Origin of the sequence: Pseudoalteromonas sp. MMG005 (assembly GCF_018101015.1) — a bacterium.
Lineage (GTDB): Bacteria > Pseudomonadota > Gammaproteobacteria > Enterobacterales > Alteromonadaceae > Pseudoalteromonas > Pseudoalteromonas aurantia.
Genome location: NZ_JAGJEK010000009.1, coordinates 46,092 through 66,863 on the forward strand (window position 1 = coordinate 46,092; position 20,772 = coordinate 66,863).

Sequence of the window (20,772 nt, forward strand, 5' to 3'; positions counted from 1 at the left end):
GGATTCACACAGTAATAATAAGCCTGAAATAGGCCTTAGTAAAAATAAGAATAAGCATAGCGTTGTTATGCAGAGGAGTACTCAATTTGAAACAACAAAAACTACCCTCACTATTGGATGCGTTGATCCCAATAGTTGTCCTTGTCAGTCTTTTAGGTGGCGCGGTTTATTTATACGGTGATAACTCGTCTTCTGGCCCGAATCAAATTGCATTGCTTTTTGCTACTTTTACGGCAGCTCTGGTGGGATTGAAAAACGGGTATACATGGAAAACCTTAGAAGAAGCAATGATAAAAGGGATCACCATTTCTCTTGGGGCGATCCTAATTTTACTGATGGTTGGTGCTTTGATCGGCACTTGGTTATTGTCAGGTACCGTACCAACTTTAATTTATTATGGTTTGCAGGTTATTAATCCAAGTTGGTTTTATGCAGCAAGCTGCTTAATTTGCGGCATAGTTGCAATGAGTATTGGAAGCTCTTGGACCACAGCGGCAACAATCGGTGTGGCTTTGTTAGGAGTGGCGACAGGTCTTGGGTTAGATCAAGTTGTTACAGCCGGAGCCGTTATCTCAGGTGCTTACTTTGGTGACAAACTGAGCCCATTATCAGAAACAACAAACTTAGCACCAGCCGTGGCTGGAGCCGATCTATTTGAACATATTCATCATATGCTTTGGACAACAGTACCGAGCTTTGTCATAGCGCTAATTATATTTATTTTTATGGGCTTTAATGCCGATGCTAGTAGTGACGTTGGTCGAATCGATGAAATTGTTGGTATTTTAAAAGGCAATTTTAATATTAATTTGATGATGCTTGTACCGTTACTGGTATTATTGGTCTTGGCGTTTAAAAAGATGCCAGCATTTCCCGCTATTTCTATTGGTGCAGTCGTGGGGGCTGTTTGGGCCATTTTGTTCCAAGGGGATCTAATTCAAAGCCAGCTAGATGGTTCACAAGGTGAATTAGTTGGCTATATTAAATTAGTTTGGGCAACTTTCTATCAAGGTTTTAGTATTACGACTGGTGACACTAAAATGGATGATTTGTTAAGTGGCGGAGGCATGGCGAGTATGCTGACAACAACTTGGCTTATCATGACTGCATTGATGTTTGGTGCGATTATGGAAAAAACAGGGCTACTTGAAATATTTGTTCGCAGTATTTTAAAAATCGCTAAAAGTACTGGCTCGTTGATCGCGTCGACTATTGCGACCTGCGTAGGAACAAATATTGTTGCAGCCGATCAATATATCGCAATTGTTGTGCCTGGCAGAATGTTCAAAGATGAATATAAAAAACGAGGTTTGCGTAGTGTTAATTTATCTCGAACGCTAGAAGATGGTGGTACGATAACGAGTCCATTGATTCCGTGGAATACATGTGGTGCTTACATGCAAAGCGTATTACTTATTAACCCATTTGACTATGCTATATATGCGTTCTTTAATTTAATAAATCCATTATTGGCTGTGGTTTATGCTTACTTAGGTGTGAAAATACTTAGAATTAAACCACAAAGTTCAGAATAAACGTAGACTAAGTGTCCGAACTCAATTCGGGCACTTATGCAAGGATATAAATATGCAAGAAAAACCTCAAGCAAAGTACCTAAAAGATTATCAACCTCCCTCACACACCGTCTCGCACTTGGATTTATCGTTTGATTTACAACCAACCAAAACCAAAGTAATTTCTATCGCTCACTATAATGCGATAAGCGACACTACCGATTTACGACTGGATGGTATTGATTTAAAATTGTTAACTTTAAAGGTAAATGGTAAAGCACATACGCAGTATGAACAGTCACAAAGCCATTTATTATTGACAGAGTTGCCAAGCTCTTTTGATTTGGAGATAAGCACAGAGATATCTCCAAGTACCAATACTTCTTTGGAAGGTTTGTATCAGTCAGCTGGTGCTTATTGTACTCAGTGTGAAGCTGAAGGCTTTCGTAAAATCACATATTTTTTGGATAGACCAGATGTCTTGACTACGTACGATGTGAAGATTGTCGCTGACAAGTCTATCCCATACTTGCTATCAAATGGCAATAAAATCGAAGACGGGGTAACCGAAGACGGGCGCCATTATGCAAAGTGGCAAGATCCATTTAAAAAACCGAGTTACTTATTCGCATTAGTCGCTGGTGACTTTGATGTTTTAAAGGATGAATTCATCACTCAGTCTGGCCGGGCGGTTGAGCTAGCCTTATTTGTTGACAAGGGTAATCTCGACAAAGCTCCACATGCGGTGGAGTCGTTAAAACGGGCAATGGCATGGGATGAAAGTCGTTTTAATCTAGAGTACGACTTAGATATATACATGATTGTTGCCGTTGATTTTTTCAATATGGGCGCCATGGAAAATAAAGGCCTCAATGTTTTTAATAGTGCATGTGTATTAGCGAATCAACAAACGGCAACCGATAGGGATTATCACACGATTGAGTCGATAGTTGGTCATGAGTATTTTCATAACTGGACTGGCAATAGAGTGACCTGTAGAGACTGGTTTCAGTTGTCATTAAAAGAAGGTTTGACTGTATTTAGAGATCAGGAATTTAGTAGTGATCTCGGTTCTAGGGGGCTTAATAGAATAGATGCCGTGATGGCGATGAGGGCGCACCAGTTTACCGAAGATGCAGGGCCAATGGCACATTCAATTCGACCTCAAAAAGTTATCGAGATGAATAACTTTTATACTGTTACCGTTTATAATAAAGGTGCAGAAGTCATTAGGATGATGCATAGCTTGCTTGGAGAGCAGGGGTTCCAAAAAGGCATGAAATTATATGTTGACCGACATGATGGTCAAGCTGTGACATGTGATGACTTTGTGAATGCGATGCAAGATGCCAGTGGTGTTGAGTTAACTCAATTTAAAAGATGGTATGAGCAAGTTGGCACACCAACAATTGAGGTGGTCACGTCCTTTGATCCGACAAAGCAAACGTTCATAATTGAATTGACTCAACATAGAGCAACCAATGACCCAGTGGTCGAGCCGTTACATATCCCGTTTGCACTTGAGTTGTTAGGACCTGATGGAGAAATACTTCCATTAATATGCGACTCCCGGGAAGTTTCGAAAATATTAAATGTCACGAATGAACACCACCAATTTGTTTTTGAAGGTTTTGAGCAGGAGCCTGTACCGGTATTACTTGAAGACTTTTCAGCCCCATGTATTATCCAATACAATTATAAGTTGGAGCAGTTGATCCATATTATTCAGTATGCCAGTAGTGATTATGCGCGTTGGGAGGCGATGCAGCAGGCCTTTTCACAAGAAGTCTTTGCAGAAGTAAACAAGTTTGATGGACATATCACACATACATTAAATCCTAAGTTAATGGCTGTGTTGAAGCAATTATTGACAGAACGTAATGGTGATATTGCGCTTATTGCGGAGCTGATGTCATTACCTAACTTTGATGCATTATCAGCAGGATTTACGCAAGTACCTGTCAATGCGCTTGTAAAAGTGATTAAGGACTTTAAGCATGATATTGCTGTTAGTCTTACTGACGCGCTTAAGACAGCTTATGTAAGCGCTAAAGAGCAGGGAGAATTATCTCATGATGGTGTATCTGCTCGGGCACTGAAAAATACCTGTTTATATTATTTAGCGTATGTGGCTGATGAGGATATTGAAGGTTGGTTGGAAACTCAAAGCCTGAGTGAAAATATGACTTTAAAGCTAGGGGCGCTGAAAGCAGCTACTGCCGCAGATCTTTCCTGCACGGGTGCGTTGATGGAAAATTTTGATGCAGCTTGGCGCCATGACTTACTCGTCATGGATAAGTGGTTTTCTTTACAGGCAACAATTGATTCAAATTCTACGATTGATAATCTTTATGGACTTTATAACCATCCGTGCTTCGATAAATCAAATCCAAATAGGGTGAGGGCATTAGTAGGGAGCTTTGCTAGAAGTAATCCAGCTCAGTTCCATCGAGAGGATGGAGCAGGTTATAAGCTGCTAGGTGATCTGCTGATTGAGCTTAATGGCCTAAATCCGCAAAATGCATCTAGGATGGTGACTCCGTTTATGTCATGGAAAAAGTTTGATAAAACACGCCAAGAACTGATGAAAGCACAATTGCAAAGATTAGCTGACTTAACGAATTTAAGTGATGATTTATATGAAAAAGTCGAAAAAGCGCTGAGCTAATTTGTATGCAAGAATACTTTTTCACGATGTATTTGGACTATGAGCAATGTTTAGACTTTTATGATGGAAGTATAAAGTTTGTTCAAGTCGTAGAAGACCAAGGAAAGCGGATCCGCTTTCCTGCCATTCATGTAAGAAAGTTTGTCTCATCAATAGGGATTAGGGGCCGTTTTCGGTTATGTTTAGATGCACAGAGTGCGTTTATTTCACTCGAGAAAATCGCTTAATGAGACTTTTTCTTATAACTATTATTGTATTTTTGTTAAATGAGTTTGTTATAAACTTAAATTACGTGTTATATATTATCTGGTAGGACGTCTTACCATGAGTAATATAGAGCCTAAAACGTTAAAAAAGCACCGATTGGACGCGTTCTATTTGTAATTTGAATTGATCGCTTCTATCGTTACGACAACAAAAAACAATAACTCGATTATAAAAACCCGCTTTAAGGGGGAGAAATAATGATAAAAAGATCGCTCTTTGTTAAAAACAAAATAATGCTCGGTCTTAGTGCTGCGGCGTTAACGCTAAGTAGTGCACCTTTACTTGCTGCAAACTTCCAAGTTGGTGATTTTGAAATCACATTCGACTCAACATTTTCCTATGGTCAAAGTATACGAGTAGAAGATCGTGATTTTCAGTACATAGGTAAAAGTAACCACCCTCGTTTTAATTGGGATGGCTACAATGCATTGACTGGTAATACTGTTTACACGTCTGCAGATGTATGGGCTAATGCTGGTGCGTACTCAAATAATGGCGATGCCGGGAATTTAAACTTTGATTCTGGAGACACATTTTCTCAGTTGGTGAAAGGGACCCATGACTTTGGCATAAGTAAAGATAACTTTGGTTTCTTTTCTCGCTTTATGTATTTCTATGATTTTGCAATGGAAGATGGCGACTTTGCTTATCGAAATCCCGTGTCAGGTAATAAAGTCGATCCGTGTGCTGATGATGAGACGAAAAAGCAAGTTTGTTCTGATGTACGCCTTCTTGATGCATTTGTGTGGGCTGACTTTGACTTAAATGGTGGCAATAACCCATTGTCTGTTCGTCTGGGCCAGCAAGTTGTGAACTGGGGGGAAAGTACTCTTATTTCTCACGGAATAAATGTTAACCCGGTTGATATTGATCGGCTGAAAGCACCAGGTTCGGAGCTTAAAGAAGCATTCATTCCTGTTGGCATGCTTTGGGCATCATTAGGGATCACTGAAAATATCACTTTAGAAGGTTTTTATCAGTATCAATGGCATGAAACGCGCTTACCGGCCTCGGGTAGCTATTTTTCAACCAATGATTTTGCTTCTGAGAATGGTTATAGTCAAAATGTCCAGCTTGGTTTCACATCAAATCCTGACATAGATTTAATGCATCTAACCGATTCTCTTAACGGCTTGCAAGCAAACTGGCTTGGCGCATTAGCGGCTCAGGGTTTAGATACAACTGACACGAGTGTTTTAACTAGTGCCTCAGCCCAAACTTTACTGGCGAGTATGTATTTGCAATACCCGACAAAGGTTGCTTTAAAGGGAAAAGGGGATGCTGGCAAAGTAGAACCTAAAGACTCCGGTCAATTCGGTTTGCGTTTAGGTATTTATTCCCCCGAGCTGAATGACACTGAATTTGCGCTTTACTACATAAATTATCATAGCCGGCGTCCATTGATATCAGGTAAAGCTTCGAACTTTACCAATGCTGCGGTTGGTGCTGATCTTCAGTATATTTCGCAAAATACAATCACTGAAGATAATATTACTAACTTGAATGCATTTACTCAGGGGCAAATAGCGTACCCAGAAGATATTAAACTATATGGGTTAAGTTTTAATACCGCCATAGGTGAAACAGCGTTTGCAGGTGAGTTTACTTATCGTCAAGATGAACCGCTGCAAATAGATGATGTTGAATTGTTATACGCAGGCATGGTCGAGCAGCTTGCTTACGCGGGTCGACGAGATGATTTCGCTGGTTTTTCTCAATTGAGTCAAGGTGATGCTGTTAGCTATGTGAATCCAGGTGAAATTGCACAAGGCTTTGTATTAAAAGACACGATGCAATTGCAGTTTACTGCGACACATTTATTCGGTCCGAGCTTAGGAGCTGATAGTTGGGCGGTTGTGGGCGAAGTCGGAGGGGTTACAATTAAAGACATGCCTAGCTATGATGAGCTGCGACTCAACGTTGCAGGTACAGGCCGAAGCGGTACTGTGGAAGGTTTATCGGGTCGCAGTTATGATTTAATACACCAAGCAGTGTCTAACGGTCCTGAGGTCAACCCATTTCCAACAGCATCTGCATGGGGTTATCGACTTATTGCGAAAGGTGAATATAACAACTTATTCGCCGGCGTTAATTTCTCGCCACGATTTGTTTTCTCTCATGATGTGAATGGTATCACTCCTGATCCAATGTTTTTGTTTGTGGAAGATCGTAAGTCATTGGGTGTAACTATGAACTTTAGCTATCAAAATGCTTGGTCATTTGATTTTGGTTACAACACGTTCTGGGGTGGCGGTGCTACCAATACATTTGCAGACCGTGATTTTGTATCTTTTAATATTAAGTATTCAATTTAAGGGCTTTCAGTATGTTTAGAAAACCTACATTTGTTGCCGCGACAATAATAGCGATGCTATCAGCACCGAGTGCAATAGCAAAAATGTCGGCAGAAGACGTTGCACGTTTAGGTGCAGATTTGACACCAATTGGCGCAGAGACTGCGGGTAATGCAGATGGCTCTATTCCTGCGTGGACTGGTGGAATAACTAAACCACCAGCGAGTTTTAAATCGGGCATGCATCACCCAGACCCATTTGCTGATGATAAAATCATTTTAACAATAGATAAAAGTAATCTTGATAAGTACAAATCGTTATTAAGCCCAGGCCAAATCTCATTGTTTGAAACGTATCCAGAAACGTTTAAGATGAATATCTATCAGACACGCCGAACGGCGGCATACCCTCAGTTTGTTTATGACGCGACAAAAAAATATGCATCTACAGCGGAGCTGATTGAAGGTGGGAATGGTATTAAAAATACAGCAATTGGTATTCCTTTCCCAGTGCCAAAAGATGGTTTAGAAGCAATTTGGAACCACTTACTTCGTTATCGAGGGCTATCGATAGCACGTTTTGGCGGTCAGGCGATGCCAACTGAGTCTGGGTCTTACAATATAATTGGTTTTGATGAAAAGCTATTGGTGAAGTATTCGGATCCAGATGTGACACCAGAAGAGCTTAAAGAGTCAAATGTGTTGTTTAAGTTTAAGCAAAAAGTCACAGAACCTGCACGTTTAGCAGGTACAGCTCTACTGGTACATGAAACCATGGATCAGATTTTAACGCCACGCCAAGCATGGACATATAATACTGGCCAGCGACGCGTTCGTAGAGCACCAAATGTGGCTTATGATGCACCTGGTACAGCATCTGATAGTTTAAGAACGACGGATGACTTTGATATGTTCAATGGTTCACCAAATCGTTACAATTGGACGCTCAAAGGTAAGCAAGAGTTATATATCCCATACAATAGTTACAAATTGCATAGCGATAAACTTAAGTATGATGATATTTTGATGGCCGGACATGTTAACCCTGAGCATGTTAGATATGAAAAACACCGTGTATGGGTTGTAGAAGCTAATTTAAAAGAAGGTACTCGCCATATTTATAAAAAGCGTGTTTTCTATATTGATGAAGATAGTTGGCAAATTCATATCGCTGACCTGTATGACAATAGAGACCAAATGTACAGGGTAGCAATGGCGCATGGTTTAAATTATTACGACGTACCCACTCATTGGAGTACACTTGATGTTTACCATGATTTGAACTCGCGTCGTTATCTTGCTATCGGGTTAGATAATGAAGAAAGCATGTACGACTTTAGTAAATCTTTCCAAGACAATGAGTTTACACAAAGCGCATTGCGTCGAGAAGGCAAGCGTTAATATTACGCTTATCCCATTTGCCAATAGCCATAGGGCTATTGGCAATTCATATCTAGGCGAACTCTCGCCATTCATATAGCATTTTGAGTAGTCAGCATGATTAAAAAAACCATTGCTAGTATATTTATGCTGTTTGTAATTTCTGCAAATAGTTTCGTGATGCCAAACGCTGCATTACAAGTGGCAACACCAGAAAGAACACTGTTCACAGACATTACATATAATGGCAGCTCTTTAATCGCGGTGGGGAAACACGGCACGATTGTAACCAGTACGGATGGTGTTACTTGGTCACAAGCACAAGTTCCGGCACAGGTACTATTGACGGCTGTTACTTCTTTGAGCCCAAGTGCTTCATGGGCATGTGGCCATGACGGTACTATTCTGTTTAGTAAAGATGATGGTCAAAACTGGCAGTTACAGCAGTATTTGCCTGAAGTAGGAAAGCCTTGTTTAGACATTGAATTTACTGATACCGAACATGGATATGCAATTGGCGCATATGGTATGTACTACGTAACAGTTGATGGTGGAAAAACTTGGCAGAATAAATTTATCGACGATTTTGTGCACCCAGACGACAAAGCATATTTGGCTGAATTAAAAGAAGAAGACATTGTCGCCTATGAAGAGGAAACTCAATTCATTCTCCCACATTTTAATCGACTGTTGATAAAAGGAAACAGACATATTTTAGTTGGAGAAATGGGGCTTGTTGCGTTAAGCGAAAATTCGGGGGAGTCATGGACGAGACTTGATGAATTTTACCCCGGATCGTTTTTTACTGTGGCGGCGTATGGCTCTGATCAGCTAATTGTAGCAGGGCTGAGAGGTAACGCATTTATAGCAGACATGAACCAACTGAAGTTTAGAAGGTTAAATATCTCAACGACAGCAACAATTAACTCGATTGTAACCCATCAAGAGCAAGCATATATGTTGGCTAATAGTGGTTTCATTTTTAAATATAATAATACATTGACGCAATCACAACTTGAGACTGGATATTCGGTATTAGCGGCCGTTTCATTTAAGGGTAAGTTGATTATGGCGACAGAGAAAGGTTTGATAGCTTGGGAGGTTAATAAGTAATGCAAGCTATATTGAGTAAACTTGAATATATGGTATTTCGTCATAGGATGATGGTCGTTGTACTATTTAGCCTATTGACGGTTGCACTTGGTTATAAAGCAACACAGATACAGTTAGATGCCTCTTTTAATAAGAATATTCCTCTGCAACATGAGTACATGCAACTGTATTTAAAGCATGAAAAGCAATTTGGAGGAGCAAATAGCATACTACTATCAGTCTGTGATGAAGGAGGTGATATTTTTAACGCTGACTTTTTTGCTCAATTAAAAGCGGTGCATGATCAGCTTTACTTTATTCCAGGTGTGAATCGGCCGTTAGTGAATTCAATTTTTTCTCCAAGTGCACGATTTGTTGAAGTTGTTGAAGATGGATTTGCTGGCGGACCAATTATTCCCGCCAATTTTGCGCCAACAACGCAAGGTTTGGCTACTGTCAAACAGAACATAGAAAAAGCGAATGTTGTGGGGCGTATGATCGCCAGTGATTATAGTTGTGCAATGGTCTCTGCACAGTTAATGGAAATAGATCCGCAAACCCAAGAAAAGTTAGATACGCTTGCTTTTGCAGACAAATTAGAGAAAGAAATCAGAACACCATTAAGTACCGATACTGTTACTATCCATATTATTGGTTTTGCAAAGATGGCTGGTGATATCGCTGATGGTGCAAAAGGCGTGGTGTTCTTTTTTGCATTGGCAATCGGATTTACTTTCATCATGGTTTGGCTATTTTGCAAAAGCTTTAAGTTGACACTATTACCGATAGCTTGTTCTTTTATTGCTGTTGTATGGCAACTAGGACTACTATCAAGCTTGGGTTTTGGTCTCGATCCGATGTCAATTTTGGTACCGTTTTTGGTTTTTGCGATTGGTGTAAGCCATGGGGTGCAAATGATCAATGCCATTGGGAAGAAAGTTGCTGAGGGAGTCTCAAGTAAAGTCGCGGCTCAAGCCAGTTTTAAAGCGCTATTAATCCCAGGTGGTATTGCATTATTATCTGATACCGTAGGTTTTCTGACATTATTGGCGATCGATATCGGTATTATTCGTGAACTAGCAATTACGGCCAGTTTGGGTGTTGCCGTTATTATATTTACGAACTTGGTCTTGTTGCCTATTTTGGCATCGTATTTTAGCTCAAGTAAAATTAGACGCTTAGATGATGGAAATAGTTCCTCAAATACAGTATTCACAAAAGTCAGAGAAGGGTTGGTAAAAGCAACAGATAAGAAGTGGGCACGGTTTATATTGTTGGTGTCCGCTATTTTATTTGCGTTTGGTTATTGGCAATCACAAAGTATGCGAATAGGCGACTTGCATGCTGGCGCACCAGCGTTACACCAAGATGCAAGGTATAACCTAGATACATTCTTGATTTCAGATCGTTATGCGATTTCGTCTGATATTTTGAAGGTAATCGTTGAAGCATACCCAGCTGCATGTACAGAACACGACACAATGGAGCGGATCAGTCGTTTTCAATGGCGAGTAGAAAATTTAACAGGTGTACAGTCGGTGGTGTCGCTATCGTCGGTTGCCCAAGCAGTTAATGCTGGCTATAACGAAGGCAATTTAAAATGGCAAACATTACCAAGAAATAGTGCATCTTTGGTACAAGCCACATCACGAGTTGAAACCAGTACAGGCTTACTCAATGGTGATTGCTCTGTTATGCCAGTCATTATATTTATGAAGGATCATAAAGCAGAAACAATAGATCATGTCATTTCAAATATAAAACAATTTGCAGATGATGAGGGTACAGATAAAGTTGCATTTAAATTGGCATCAGGGCCAATTGGCGTTATGGCAGCGACCAATGAATCGGTATCGTCAGCACAATTACCAATGATGATTTACGTTTATGGTGCGGTAATTATCTTGTGCTTAATCAGCTTCAGAAGTGTTAAAGCAACGATTGCAGTTGTATTACCTCTGTATATTGTGTCGACATTAGCTCAAGCATTAATGGTGAAATTGGAGATTGGATTAACCGTTTCCACATTACCCGTTATTGCGTTAGGTGTCGGTATTGGTGTGGATTACGGAATTTATATTTTGTCTTCGATGATGGGGCAACTGAAGCAAGGAGTCCCTTTATCGGCGGCGTATCGTAATGCATTAGCCGAGCGCGGAAGTGCTGTACTATTTACAGGAATAACCTTGGCAATTGGTGTAAGTACCTGGATATTCTCTGCGCTGAAGTTTCAGGTTGATATGGGCATACTCTTAACGTTTATGTTTTTAGTGAATATGCTGGGTGCAGTACTGTTGTTACCTGCTATAGGCACGCTACTCTGGACCGACCAGAAAAAAAACTGTGAATAAATGTGCTTTGGAATGGCCATGATTGGCCATTTATATCTATATTTTGTGAATAGATGAGCAAATAGCTGAAAAGCTTAAAATGTTTTCATCGAAAAAGCTGTTTATTAGCGCCAGAAAGGTTAAAATTCATTTGACTCCACGCTAATAAATGGCTGTACAAATAATCTACCGTTCAAAGGTGGTATAGATTAAGGAACACATAATGACACAAAATGAAGGTTCAGCATCAGTTATTCTCGATAACGTCTGCAAGTTGATTCATAAGAAAGTTCATGCCGAAAACGTGTCACTCGTTGAAACATTCGCCAAAGCCTTGTACAGCAATATGTCTAAAGAGGATTTGGCCAATCGTAACGACAGTGACCTATACGGTGCGGCGCTTAGTCTTTGGAACTCTCTAGAACAAAATACTTCGGATGATGCTGTCATTCGTGTTTTTAATCCAGAAGTCGCAAAAGATGGATGGCAGTCGTCTCACACGATAGTCGAGATCATCGCCAAAGATATGCCATTTTTAGTTGACTCAGTGCGAATGGCATTGAGTCGCGAAAACATTGCATCTCACCTTTTACTGCATTGCCCATTAAAAATTAAACGCAGTGAAAATGGTCAAATCAGCGACCTTACGAATTTAAAAACAGAACAAGAACTTACGTCAACTAAAACCGTTTTCTTTATAGAAATAGATCATCAAACTGATGAAGCAATTATTGAATCTTTTAAGACAGAGTTAGAATCTGTATTGAAAGATGTATCTGTTGCCGTTGCAGATTGGTTGGCAATTAGAGATAGACTAGTTTCAGTTAGCAAAGAGCTGCCAACTCGAGATTCTGATTGCAGCAAGGCTGAAATTAATGAAACGGTTGAGTTTCTAGATTGGTTAGTTAGTGATAATTTTACTTTTATGGGTTATCGCCAATATGATTTATGCCCAGTGCAAGGGGACCATGAATTAAAACCAGTTGCAGGAACAAGTCTGGGATTGATGAAGAACTCTTCTTCAGAAGGCAGTCGTCTTCTATCTGAATTGCCAGAAGTTGCGCGTAAAGAAGCGCGTAGTAAAAATTTATTGATTCTAACAAAAACGAATTCATTATCACGTGTTCACCGCCCAGCCTATGTTGATTATGTCGGCATCAAGCGATTTGACGACAAAGGCAATGTGGTTGGTGAAGATCGTTTCATTGGCTTGTTCTCGTCAAGTTTCTATAATAATAGTGCCGCAGATGTTCCTGTTTTAAAATCTAAGATAAATCGCATTATGCAAATGTGTGACTTTGCCCAAGGCACGCATGCGTATAAAGCAGTTTTAAATATTTTGGAAACGTACCCTCGTGATGAGCTTGTGCAGGCTCGCGAAGCAGAATTGCTAGAAGTCGCGATGGGTGTGTTACAAATTCAAGAGCGTGACATGTGTCGTTTGTTTGTTCGTAAGGACATTTACGGTCGCTTCTTGTCTTGCATGGTATACGTTCCTCGTGAGCGGTATAACACTGCGCTTCGTCGTGAAACTCAGCAATTGTTAGCAAATGCGTTTCAGTCTTCTGAAAAAGTTGAGTTCACAACTTATTTCTCCGAATCTACGCTTGCACGAACGCATTACACCGTGCGCGTAGCTGACAACAACATTGAATATAACGTGAAAGACATCGAAAATAACTTAGTTGAAGCCGCTCGTACCTGGGAAGACAAACTACAAGGTGCACTATTAGAAAGTGCCGGTGAGTCTCGGGGTAATGAACTGAATCGTAAATATGCAAGTGCTTTTCCACATGCCTATAAAGATCAGGTTTTACCAAGTGCAGCTGTTGTAGATATCGAAAAACTAGAGCAGTTAGACGAAGAGCATAAGCTAGAAATGCTGTTCTATCGTCCGCAAGAAGAAGCTAACTCACAAATAGTCCGTTTAAGTTTGTTCCATAAAGACGAGCCTATTCATCTTTCTGATGTAATGCCAATGTTGGAAAACTTTGGCTTACGTGTTATTGGTGAAACACCATATGCAGTGAAGACGAACGATGGTCGCGTCAATTGGATCATGGACTTTTCAATGTTGTTAGACAGCAAAGGTATTGCTGAGTTTGATAAAGTATCAGCGCGCTTTAGAGCTGCGCTTACAAATGTGTGGAACAATACCCTTGAAAATGATGGCTTTAACCGTTTAGTTTTATTAGGTGGTTTAACAGGTCGTGAAGCGTCAATTTTAAGAGCCTACGCAAAGTATATGCGTCAGATTGGTGTTACATTCTCACAAACATATATTGAAAGCACATTTGATAATTACCCAAATATTGCGGCAAAAATTGTAGAACTCTTTACTAAAAAGTTCACACCTGTAAAACCAGCAGCAGAAAAAACCCTCGATAAACTGATTGCGGGTATTTATGAAGAACTGGAAAATGTTGCTAACTTAGATGATGACAGAATCATTCGTTTGTACGTCGACATGATCAATGCCACGTTACGTACTAACTTCTTCCAAAAAGAAGCGGATGGTGTAAATAAGTCGTATGTATCATTCAAGATCAAGTCAAGTGGTATTCCTGATATGCCTTTGCCACTTCCTGCGTTTGAGATTTTTGTATACTCACCACGCATTGAAGGTGTTCACTTACGCGGCGGAAAAGTTGCGCGTGGTGGCTTACGTTGGTCTGACCGCCGTGAAGACTTCCGTACCGAAGTACTTGGTTTGGTAAAAGCGCAACAAGTTAAAAATACAGTGATTGTTCCAGTTGGTTCGAAAGGTGGTTTTGTTTGTAAGCAACTACCAAGTGAACGTGAAGCATTCTTCAAAGAAGGGCAAGCTTGTTACAAAATCTTTATCCGTGGTTTATTAGATATTACCGATAACATTATTCATGGTGATATTGTGCCACCGGCTGATGTTGTACGTCATGATGAAGATGACCCATATTTGGTGGTTGCAGCTGATAAAGGCACAGCGACATTCTCTGACATTGCTAATGGTATTGCCGATGATTATAACTTCTGGCTAGGAGATGCCTTTGCCTCTGGTGGCTCAATTGGTTATGACCACAAGAAAATGGGGATCACAGCCAAAGGTGCATGGGAGTCAGTAAAACGCCACTTCCGTGAAATGGGGATAGATTGTCAAACAACCGATTTCACAGCGGTAGCAATTGGTGATATGGCGGGTGATGTATTCGGTAATGGTATGCTTGCTTCAAAGCACATTCGTTTACAAGCCGCATTTAACCATATGCATATCTTTATTGACCCAACACCGGATGCCGCATCTTCATATATAGAACGTGAGCGATTGTTTGCACTACCACGATCTTCTTGGGAAGATTATGATAAATCGTTAATTTCTGCTGGTGGTGGTATTTTCTCTCGTGCGGCAAAGTCAATTACGCTAACACCAGAAATGAAGAAAATGGTGGGCACGAAAAAAGCCAGTATGACACCAAATGAACTGATCAAAGCATTGCTAATGATGCCATCAGATCTACTTTGGAATGGTGGTATTGGTACTTACATTAAGCACACCAGCGAAACAAGCGCTGACGTAGGTGACCGTGCCAATGACGCACTTCGCATTAATGGCTCTGAACTTGGTACTAAAGTATTTGGTGAGGGTGGTAACTTAGGTGCGACGCAACTTGGGCGTATTGAGTTTGCAGCAAAAGGCGGCCGTATTAATACGGACTTTATTGATAACGTAGGTGGTGTTGCGTGTTCAGATAACGAAGTAAACATTAAGATTTTACTGAATGGCTTGGTTGCTGAAGGTGATTTAACCCAGAAACAACGTGATGAATTACTTTATTCAATGACCGATGAAGTGTCTGAGTTGGTGCTTGCAGATTGTTATCGCCAAACTCATACGTTGTCTATTACTAAGTCTAAAGGCCCGGCAACGCTGAAAGAAAAAGTACGCTTTATTCATGCGTTAGAAAAAGATGGTAAGCTTGACCGTAACATTGAATTCTTACCGACGGATGAAGAGTTAGCTGAGCGTGCAGCAGCTGGTAAAGACCTGACGCGTCCAGAATTGTCTGTGTTGGTTTCTTATTCAAAAATGGTACTTAAAGAGTCATTAGTCGTTGATGAAGTATCGGAAAATCCATATTACCGTCAGTTGCTAGTAACTTCGTTCCCGGTACCACTTCGTGATAAATTTAATGCTGCAATGGATAACCATCCACTACGCAAAGAAATTATTGCAACAAAGTTGGCCAATAATATCGTCAATGATATGGGCCTGAACTTTATGGTACGTATGAATGAAGAAACTGGCGCAACAGATAGCGAAATCGCGTTATGTTACTCAATTGCTAGTGCTATCTTTGAAATGAGTACAACTTGGTCGTCAATTGCGGCGCTGGATAATAAGATCCCAGCTGCGGTTCAAACTGAGATGCTGTATCAATTACGTAGAACGGTTCGCAGAGCAACACGTTGGTTCTTACGTCATCGCAATAAAGCAATGACCATTGAGCAAACAATAGAGTTTTTCACTCCGACGTTTAAAGATGTGAGTGTCAACTTAAACAGCTACATGATTGAAGAAGAGAAAGAGACTATTTCAGCTAAGGCTGCTGAGCTCGAAGCGCAAGGCGTGCCGGCAGATATTGCATTACGTATTGTGTCATTATCTAGTCTATTCTCGGTTATGGATTTAGCTGAAGTAGCGGATAACTCTAAACGTAAGATTGAGGTGGTATCAAATACCTACTTCAAGCTTGGTTCAAGCATGGGTCTTCATTGGTTCTTAGACCAAATTACGGCTCAGCCAGTTGCGAACCATTGGCAAGCACTTGCTCGTGCTTCGTATCGTGAAGAACTCGATTGGCAGCAGCGTTCGTTATCAGAAGTTGTATTAAATAGCTTCGAAGGTGATGATCATGATGTAAATGCTTTAGTGGAGCAGTGGATGGATAGTCAATCATCGTTGTTACACCGCTGGCAACAGATGTTGTTAGAGTTTAAGACTTCGCAAAGTCATGATTTTGCGAAGTTCTCGGTTGCATTACGAGAATTGATGTTATTAAGTCATAACTGTGATACTTCCAAATAAATTATAATTCGTTAAAATACCCCGGCCTTGCTGGGGTATTTTTTTATCTGCTGTTTATTCAGTAGATGTGTGTTACTTAGGATCTTTTAGGAGTTTTCATGTTTTACGATATTGCACGACGTTATATGTTTAGCCGCGATGCAGAATGGGCCCACGACTTTGCATTAAATAATTTACGTCGTTTTGCAAATACACCACTGAGTGCAGCGTGGTCTCAAACAGTGGCAGACAAGCCTGTGAACTTCTTAGGACTTGATTTTAAAAACCCTGTTGGACTTGCAGCAGGATTAGACAAAAATGCGGAATGTATAGATGCATTTGCACAAATGGGTTTTGGTTTTATTGAAGTCGGTACTGTGACACCTAGACCGCAAGCAGGAAACGACAAACCACGTATTTTTCGTCTTCCTGATGCACATGCGGTTATCAACCGTATGGGGTTCAACAATAAAGGTGTAGATAACTTAGTAAGTAATGTTAAAGCATCTCGTTATTCTGGGATCTTGGGGATCAATATTGGTAAAAATAAAGATACTCCGAATGAACAAGGCAAAGACGATTATATTCATTGTATGCGTAAAGTGTTTGAATATGCGTCTTATATTACAGTGAATATTTCTTCACCGAATACACCTGGGTTACGTGATCTTCAGTATGGTGATGCGTTAGATGACTTGCTTGAAAGTTTGAAGAGTGAGCAAATGGATTTAATTGCCAAGCACAATAAATCAGTGCCTATGCTTGTTAAAATAGCGCCTGATATTGACGCGGTCCAAGTTGCTCAAATCGCTGAATCACTTACAAAAAATCGCATCGATGGCGTGATTTCGACCAATACGACACTGGAACGCACAGCTGTTCAAGGTATGCAGTATGCCGAAGAAGCTGGTGGGTTATCAGGTCGTCCAGTTCGAGAAAAGTCGACGTTTGTTGTTGATGAGTTGAGACGTATTACTGATGGTAAATTACCAATAATTGGCGTTGGTGGCATTGATTCAGCAGAATCTGCAAAAGAGAAACTTTCTGCTGGTGCAGACTTGGTTCAAGTATATACGGGCTTTATATACAAAGGCCCAGGGCTGGTAAAAAGGATCGTTGACGGGTTATAAGGATCCGTTATATAACAAAATGATCCTAAATAAATTGTTATTATAAAAAATTTTACAGTTTAGGTTTTTTAGTTATACTCCCATCTACTATTAAATAATTATAAATAGTTGATGGGAGTAGTATTGTGCAGGCATCTAAAGAATGGCAATGGCAGTTATGTAGCCAACGAAATCGCTTGCTCGTAGACCTAGGTGAAGATCTTAGTTTATGTACCCCATTCAGACAGCGACAGTTAACTCAAGATATTACTTACAGCCCAAACTTTAGCCTAAATGAAGCTGGCTATTACCAAAACGTGTTTGCCTACCTATGCAAATTTGCTGTGTGGAGTGAAGCGCAATGTTGCCAAATTGCACTGAATGCAACCGCTGCAAAATTTTATTTATTACCAGTACAGGCTAAAAGTTGGTTCTTTCAAACATATGTAGGTGGTGAGCCTTGTACAGAAGCCATCATTAGTTTGCATTCAAAAAATCAAGTCGGTGAGTTTTTTATTGTTGAATATTGTGCCGAGTCGTCACTCTGCATTAATTTAACTGACAGTTTTAAGCTTGATGACCATTTAACACTTGAACAGTTTCAAGCAATCAAAGTACTCAATGATCGTATTCATCCCCTGGTTATTGCCGATAAAATTATCAAATCAGCTTAATCCCGCTACACCTCCTCAGCCGAACCTATGGTATACTCGCCTTCAATTGAATACATAGGGTTAGCACATTGCAATTTATCGCACTTACATCTATCGGCATAGAACACTTATTAGCTGAAGAACTAGAACAAGCAGGCGTGACACTGGGTAAACAAAGTGTCGGTTCGGTCCGATTTGAAACGGATAACAGCACAGCACAACGCATATGTATGATGACGCGTTTTGCGACGCGTATCATGCTTTTAATTGATGAAAGTGAAGAAATTACCAATAAAGATGCGCTCTATAAATTCGCACGCTTCCAAGCGTGGCAAGATTGGTTTGGCCCAACTCAAACGTTTGCAATTGAATTCAACGGAACAAATACTGAGCTCAAAAATACTCAGTTTTCAGGCTTAGTGATAAAAGATGGCGTCGTAGATTATTTTAATGACTTGTATGAGCAGCGTCCTAATGTTGATAAATCAGAACCAAACATTCGTATAATAGCAAAGTTGAACCGCGATAAATGTGCGTTGTATATTGATTACTCAGGACCTAGATTATCAGATCGAGGTTACAGAACTAAACAGGGTAAAGCACCTATCCGAGAGCATTTAGCAGCAGCACTTGTAAAGCGTAGCGGTTGGTTAGACGATATTACTCAGCCATTGTTTGATCCTTGTTGCGGTTCAGGTACTTTGCTTATTGAAGCGGCTGGCATGGCAAATAACGCACCAACAAATACAGAGCGGGAATTTGCGTTTAAGCGTTTGCCAAGCTTTCGAAAAGCAAAATTTGATATGGTAAAAGCTGAGCTCAAAGAACAGCAACAAGATAACAATTTATGGCTTATTGGCTCTGATATAGATCGAAAGTTAGCTGAGGTTGCGGAGCAAAATGCTGAAAGGGCTGGGGTAGGAAGCACGATAAAATTTAAGCAAGGTGACGCAAACCAGCTTAAAAGTATTGCAAAACGTCCTGGAGTTGTTATTAGTAATTTACCTTATGGTGAACGTATTGGGTCTATGGCAGAGCTGGTAAGTTTACATCGTAATATGGGTGTGGCATTTAAAAAGTACTTTCCTAACTGGAAGCTGGCTTTATTAGGAACAGACGATAGTTTGTTTAAACTATTGAAATTGTCGCGAGAAAAACGTTATAAATTTAAGAATGGTCCATTAGATGCTGAGTTTAATTTATATGAATTAAACGAACGTCAAGTGAATCAAAACGAACGTGCAACAGGCTTGAATTATGAAGGCTCAAGTGCGTTTGCAAATCGATTGAAAAAGAATAAACACGCATTAAAATCTTGGGTCAAGAAAGAGCAGATCAATGCTTACCGAGTGTATGATGCTGATATTCCAGAATATAATGTAGCGGTAGACATATACAACGACTGTGCTGTTATTTTTGAATATGCGGCACCAAAAGAAATCGAAGATGATGTCGCACAGAAGCGTTTGCAAGATGTTATTACATTGACTGCGCAGCAGCTAGAAATCGATCCTGAAAATATTGCAGTAAAAGTAAGAAAAAGACAAAAAGGTGAATCTCAATATACTTCAATGGATAAGCAAAATCGCTTTGAAACCATTGAGGAGTTTGGTGCAAAATTTAAAGTAAACTTGTTTGATTACCTTGATACTGGATTATTTTTAGATCATCGCTTAGCACGTCGTTATATTCAAGAAAACGCTAATAGTAAACGTGTGCTTAACTTATTTGCATATACCGGCTCTGTGTCGGTTCATGCTGCTTTGGGTGGTGCTAAAGCGGTCACAACTGTTGATATGTCAAAAACGTATTTAAAATGGGCAGAAGAAAACTTTGCGCTTAATGAGTTGAAAAATACTCGCTTCAGGTTTGAACAAGCTGATTGTTTAAAATGGCTAGAGCATGCTCAAGGTCAATATGATCTTATCTTCTTAGATCCGCCAACGTTTTCTAACTCAAAACGTATGAAAGAAGCATTTGATGTACAACGTGATCATATTCAATTATTGACTTGGATAAAGAGGATTTTGAGCCCTAATGGTACCTTATTTTTCTCAAATAATAAGCGTGGCTTTAAAATAGATGAAGTTGCGCTTATTGGATTAGGACTTAAAGCAGAAAATATTTCTGATAAAACACTCTCTCCTGATTTTAAGAGAAATAAGCAAATACATAATAGCTGGTTAATAACACATGGCTAAATATGTTTTATATCATACGGATGGGTGTCACCTTTGCGAACAGGCTTACGAACTTGCGTTGCACGCGATTCACGCCAGCGATATTAAGCACGTTGATATCACTGGTAGCGAAGAGCTAATGCAGCGCTTTCAAACGACCATTCCAGTATTAGAGCGTAAAAGTGACCACCAACAATTAACGTGGCCATTTGAACTAACACAAATTCAACAACTCGTAGAATAAT

12 protein-coding genes are annotated in these 20,772 nt (G+C 40.1%); all 12 read left to right on the top strand.

Features of this window, described 5'->3' with window-relative positions; genetic code table 11:
* Positions 1 to 86: 86 nt before the first annotated feature.
* Positions 87 to 1,535 carry a Na+/H+ antiporter NhaC gene (nhaC, locus tag J8M01_RS08610; RefSeq protein WP_192507222.1) on the top strand — a complete coding sequence of 483 codons (1,449 nt, stop codon included), beginning with the start codon at positions 87 to 89 and terminating at the stop codon, positions 1,533 to 1,535.
* 52 nt (positions 1,536 to 1,587) lie between these two features.
* Positions 1,588 to 4,182 carry an aminopeptidase N gene (gene pepN, locus J8M01_RS08615; protein ID WP_211057722.1) on the top strand — a complete coding sequence of 865 codons (2,595 nt, stop codon included), beginning with the start codon at positions 1,588 to 1,590 and terminating at the stop codon, positions 4,180 to 4,182.
* A gap of 5 nt (positions 4,183 to 4,187) precedes the next feature.
* On the top strand, positions 4,188 to 4,409 hold the full coding sequence (locus tag J8M01_RS08620) for a DUF2835 family protein (protein WP_192507224.1): 222 nt from the start codon (positions 4,188 to 4,190) through the stop codon (positions 4,407 to 4,409).
* A gap of 237 nt (positions 4,410 to 4,646) precedes the next feature.
* The gene (locus J8M01_RS08625; protein WP_192507225.1) at positions 4,647 to 6,764 is read left to right on the top strand and encodes a DUF1302 family protein; all 2,118 of its coding nucleotides are present in this window, start codon (positions 4,647 to 4,649) and stop codon (positions 6,762 to 6,764) included.
* A gap of 11 nt (positions 6,765 to 6,775) precedes the next feature.
* A complete protein-coding gene (locus J8M01_RS08630) occupies positions 6,776 to 8,143 on the top strand; it encodes a DUF1329 domain-containing protein (protein ID WP_192507226.1) in 1,368 nt (455 codons plus the stop codon).
* A gap of 96 nt (positions 8,144 to 8,239) precedes the next feature.
* On the top strand, positions 8,240 to 9,235 hold the full coding sequence (locus J8M01_RS08635; protein ID WP_211057723.1) for a YCF48-related protein: 996 nt from the start codon (positions 8,240 to 8,242) through the stop codon (positions 9,233 to 9,235).
* Positions 9,235 to 11,565, top strand: coding sequence for an MMPL family transporter (locus J8M01_RS08640; protein ID WP_210997422.1), 2,331 nt, complete (start codon positions 9,235 to 9,237; stop codon positions 11,563 to 11,565). The genes J8M01_RS08635 and J8M01_RS08640 overlap by 1 nt, the downstream gene beginning before the upstream one ends.
* A 202-nt stretch (positions 11,566 to 11,767) precedes the next feature.
* The gene (locus J8M01_RS08645; RefSeq protein ID WP_211057724.1) at positions 11,768 to 16,606 is read left to right on the top strand and encodes an NAD-glutamate dehydrogenase; all 4,839 of its coding nucleotides are present in this window, start codon (positions 11,768 to 11,770) and stop codon (positions 16,604 to 16,606) included.
* A gap of 98 nt (positions 16,607 to 16,704) precedes the next feature.
* Positions 16,705 to 17,715 (top strand): quinone-dependent dihydroorotate dehydrogenase, encoded by a 1,011-nt coding sequence (pyrD, locus tag J8M01_RS08650; RefSeq protein ID WP_211057725.1) that lies wholly within the window; start codon positions 16,705 to 16,707, stop codon positions 17,713 to 17,715.
* Positions 17,716 to 17,837: 122 nt separating this feature from the next.
* Entirely contained in the window at positions 17,838 to 18,368 is a 531-nt protein-coding gene (locus J8M01_RS08655; protein WP_192508534.1) for a cell division protein ZapC domain-containing protein, read from the top strand.
* A gap of 68 nt (positions 18,369 to 18,436) precedes the next feature.
* Complete coding sequence (gene rlmKL / locus J8M01_RS08660; protein ID WP_211047690.1) at positions 18,437 to 20,548, top strand: bifunctional 23S rRNA (guanine(2069)-N(7))-methyltransferase RlmK/23S rRNA (guanine(2445)-N(2))-methyltransferase RlmL; 2,112 nt, start codon at positions 18,437 to 18,439, stop codon at positions 20,546 to 20,548.
* On the top strand, positions 20,541 to 20,771 hold the full coding sequence (locus tag J8M01_RS08665) for a glutaredoxin family protein (protein ID WP_210997426.1): 231 nt from the start codon (positions 20,541 to 20,543) through the stop codon (positions 20,769 to 20,771). The genes rlmKL and J8M01_RS08665 overlap by 8 nt, the downstream gene beginning before the upstream one ends.
* The last annotated feature ends 1 nt before the right edge of the window (position 20,772 follow it).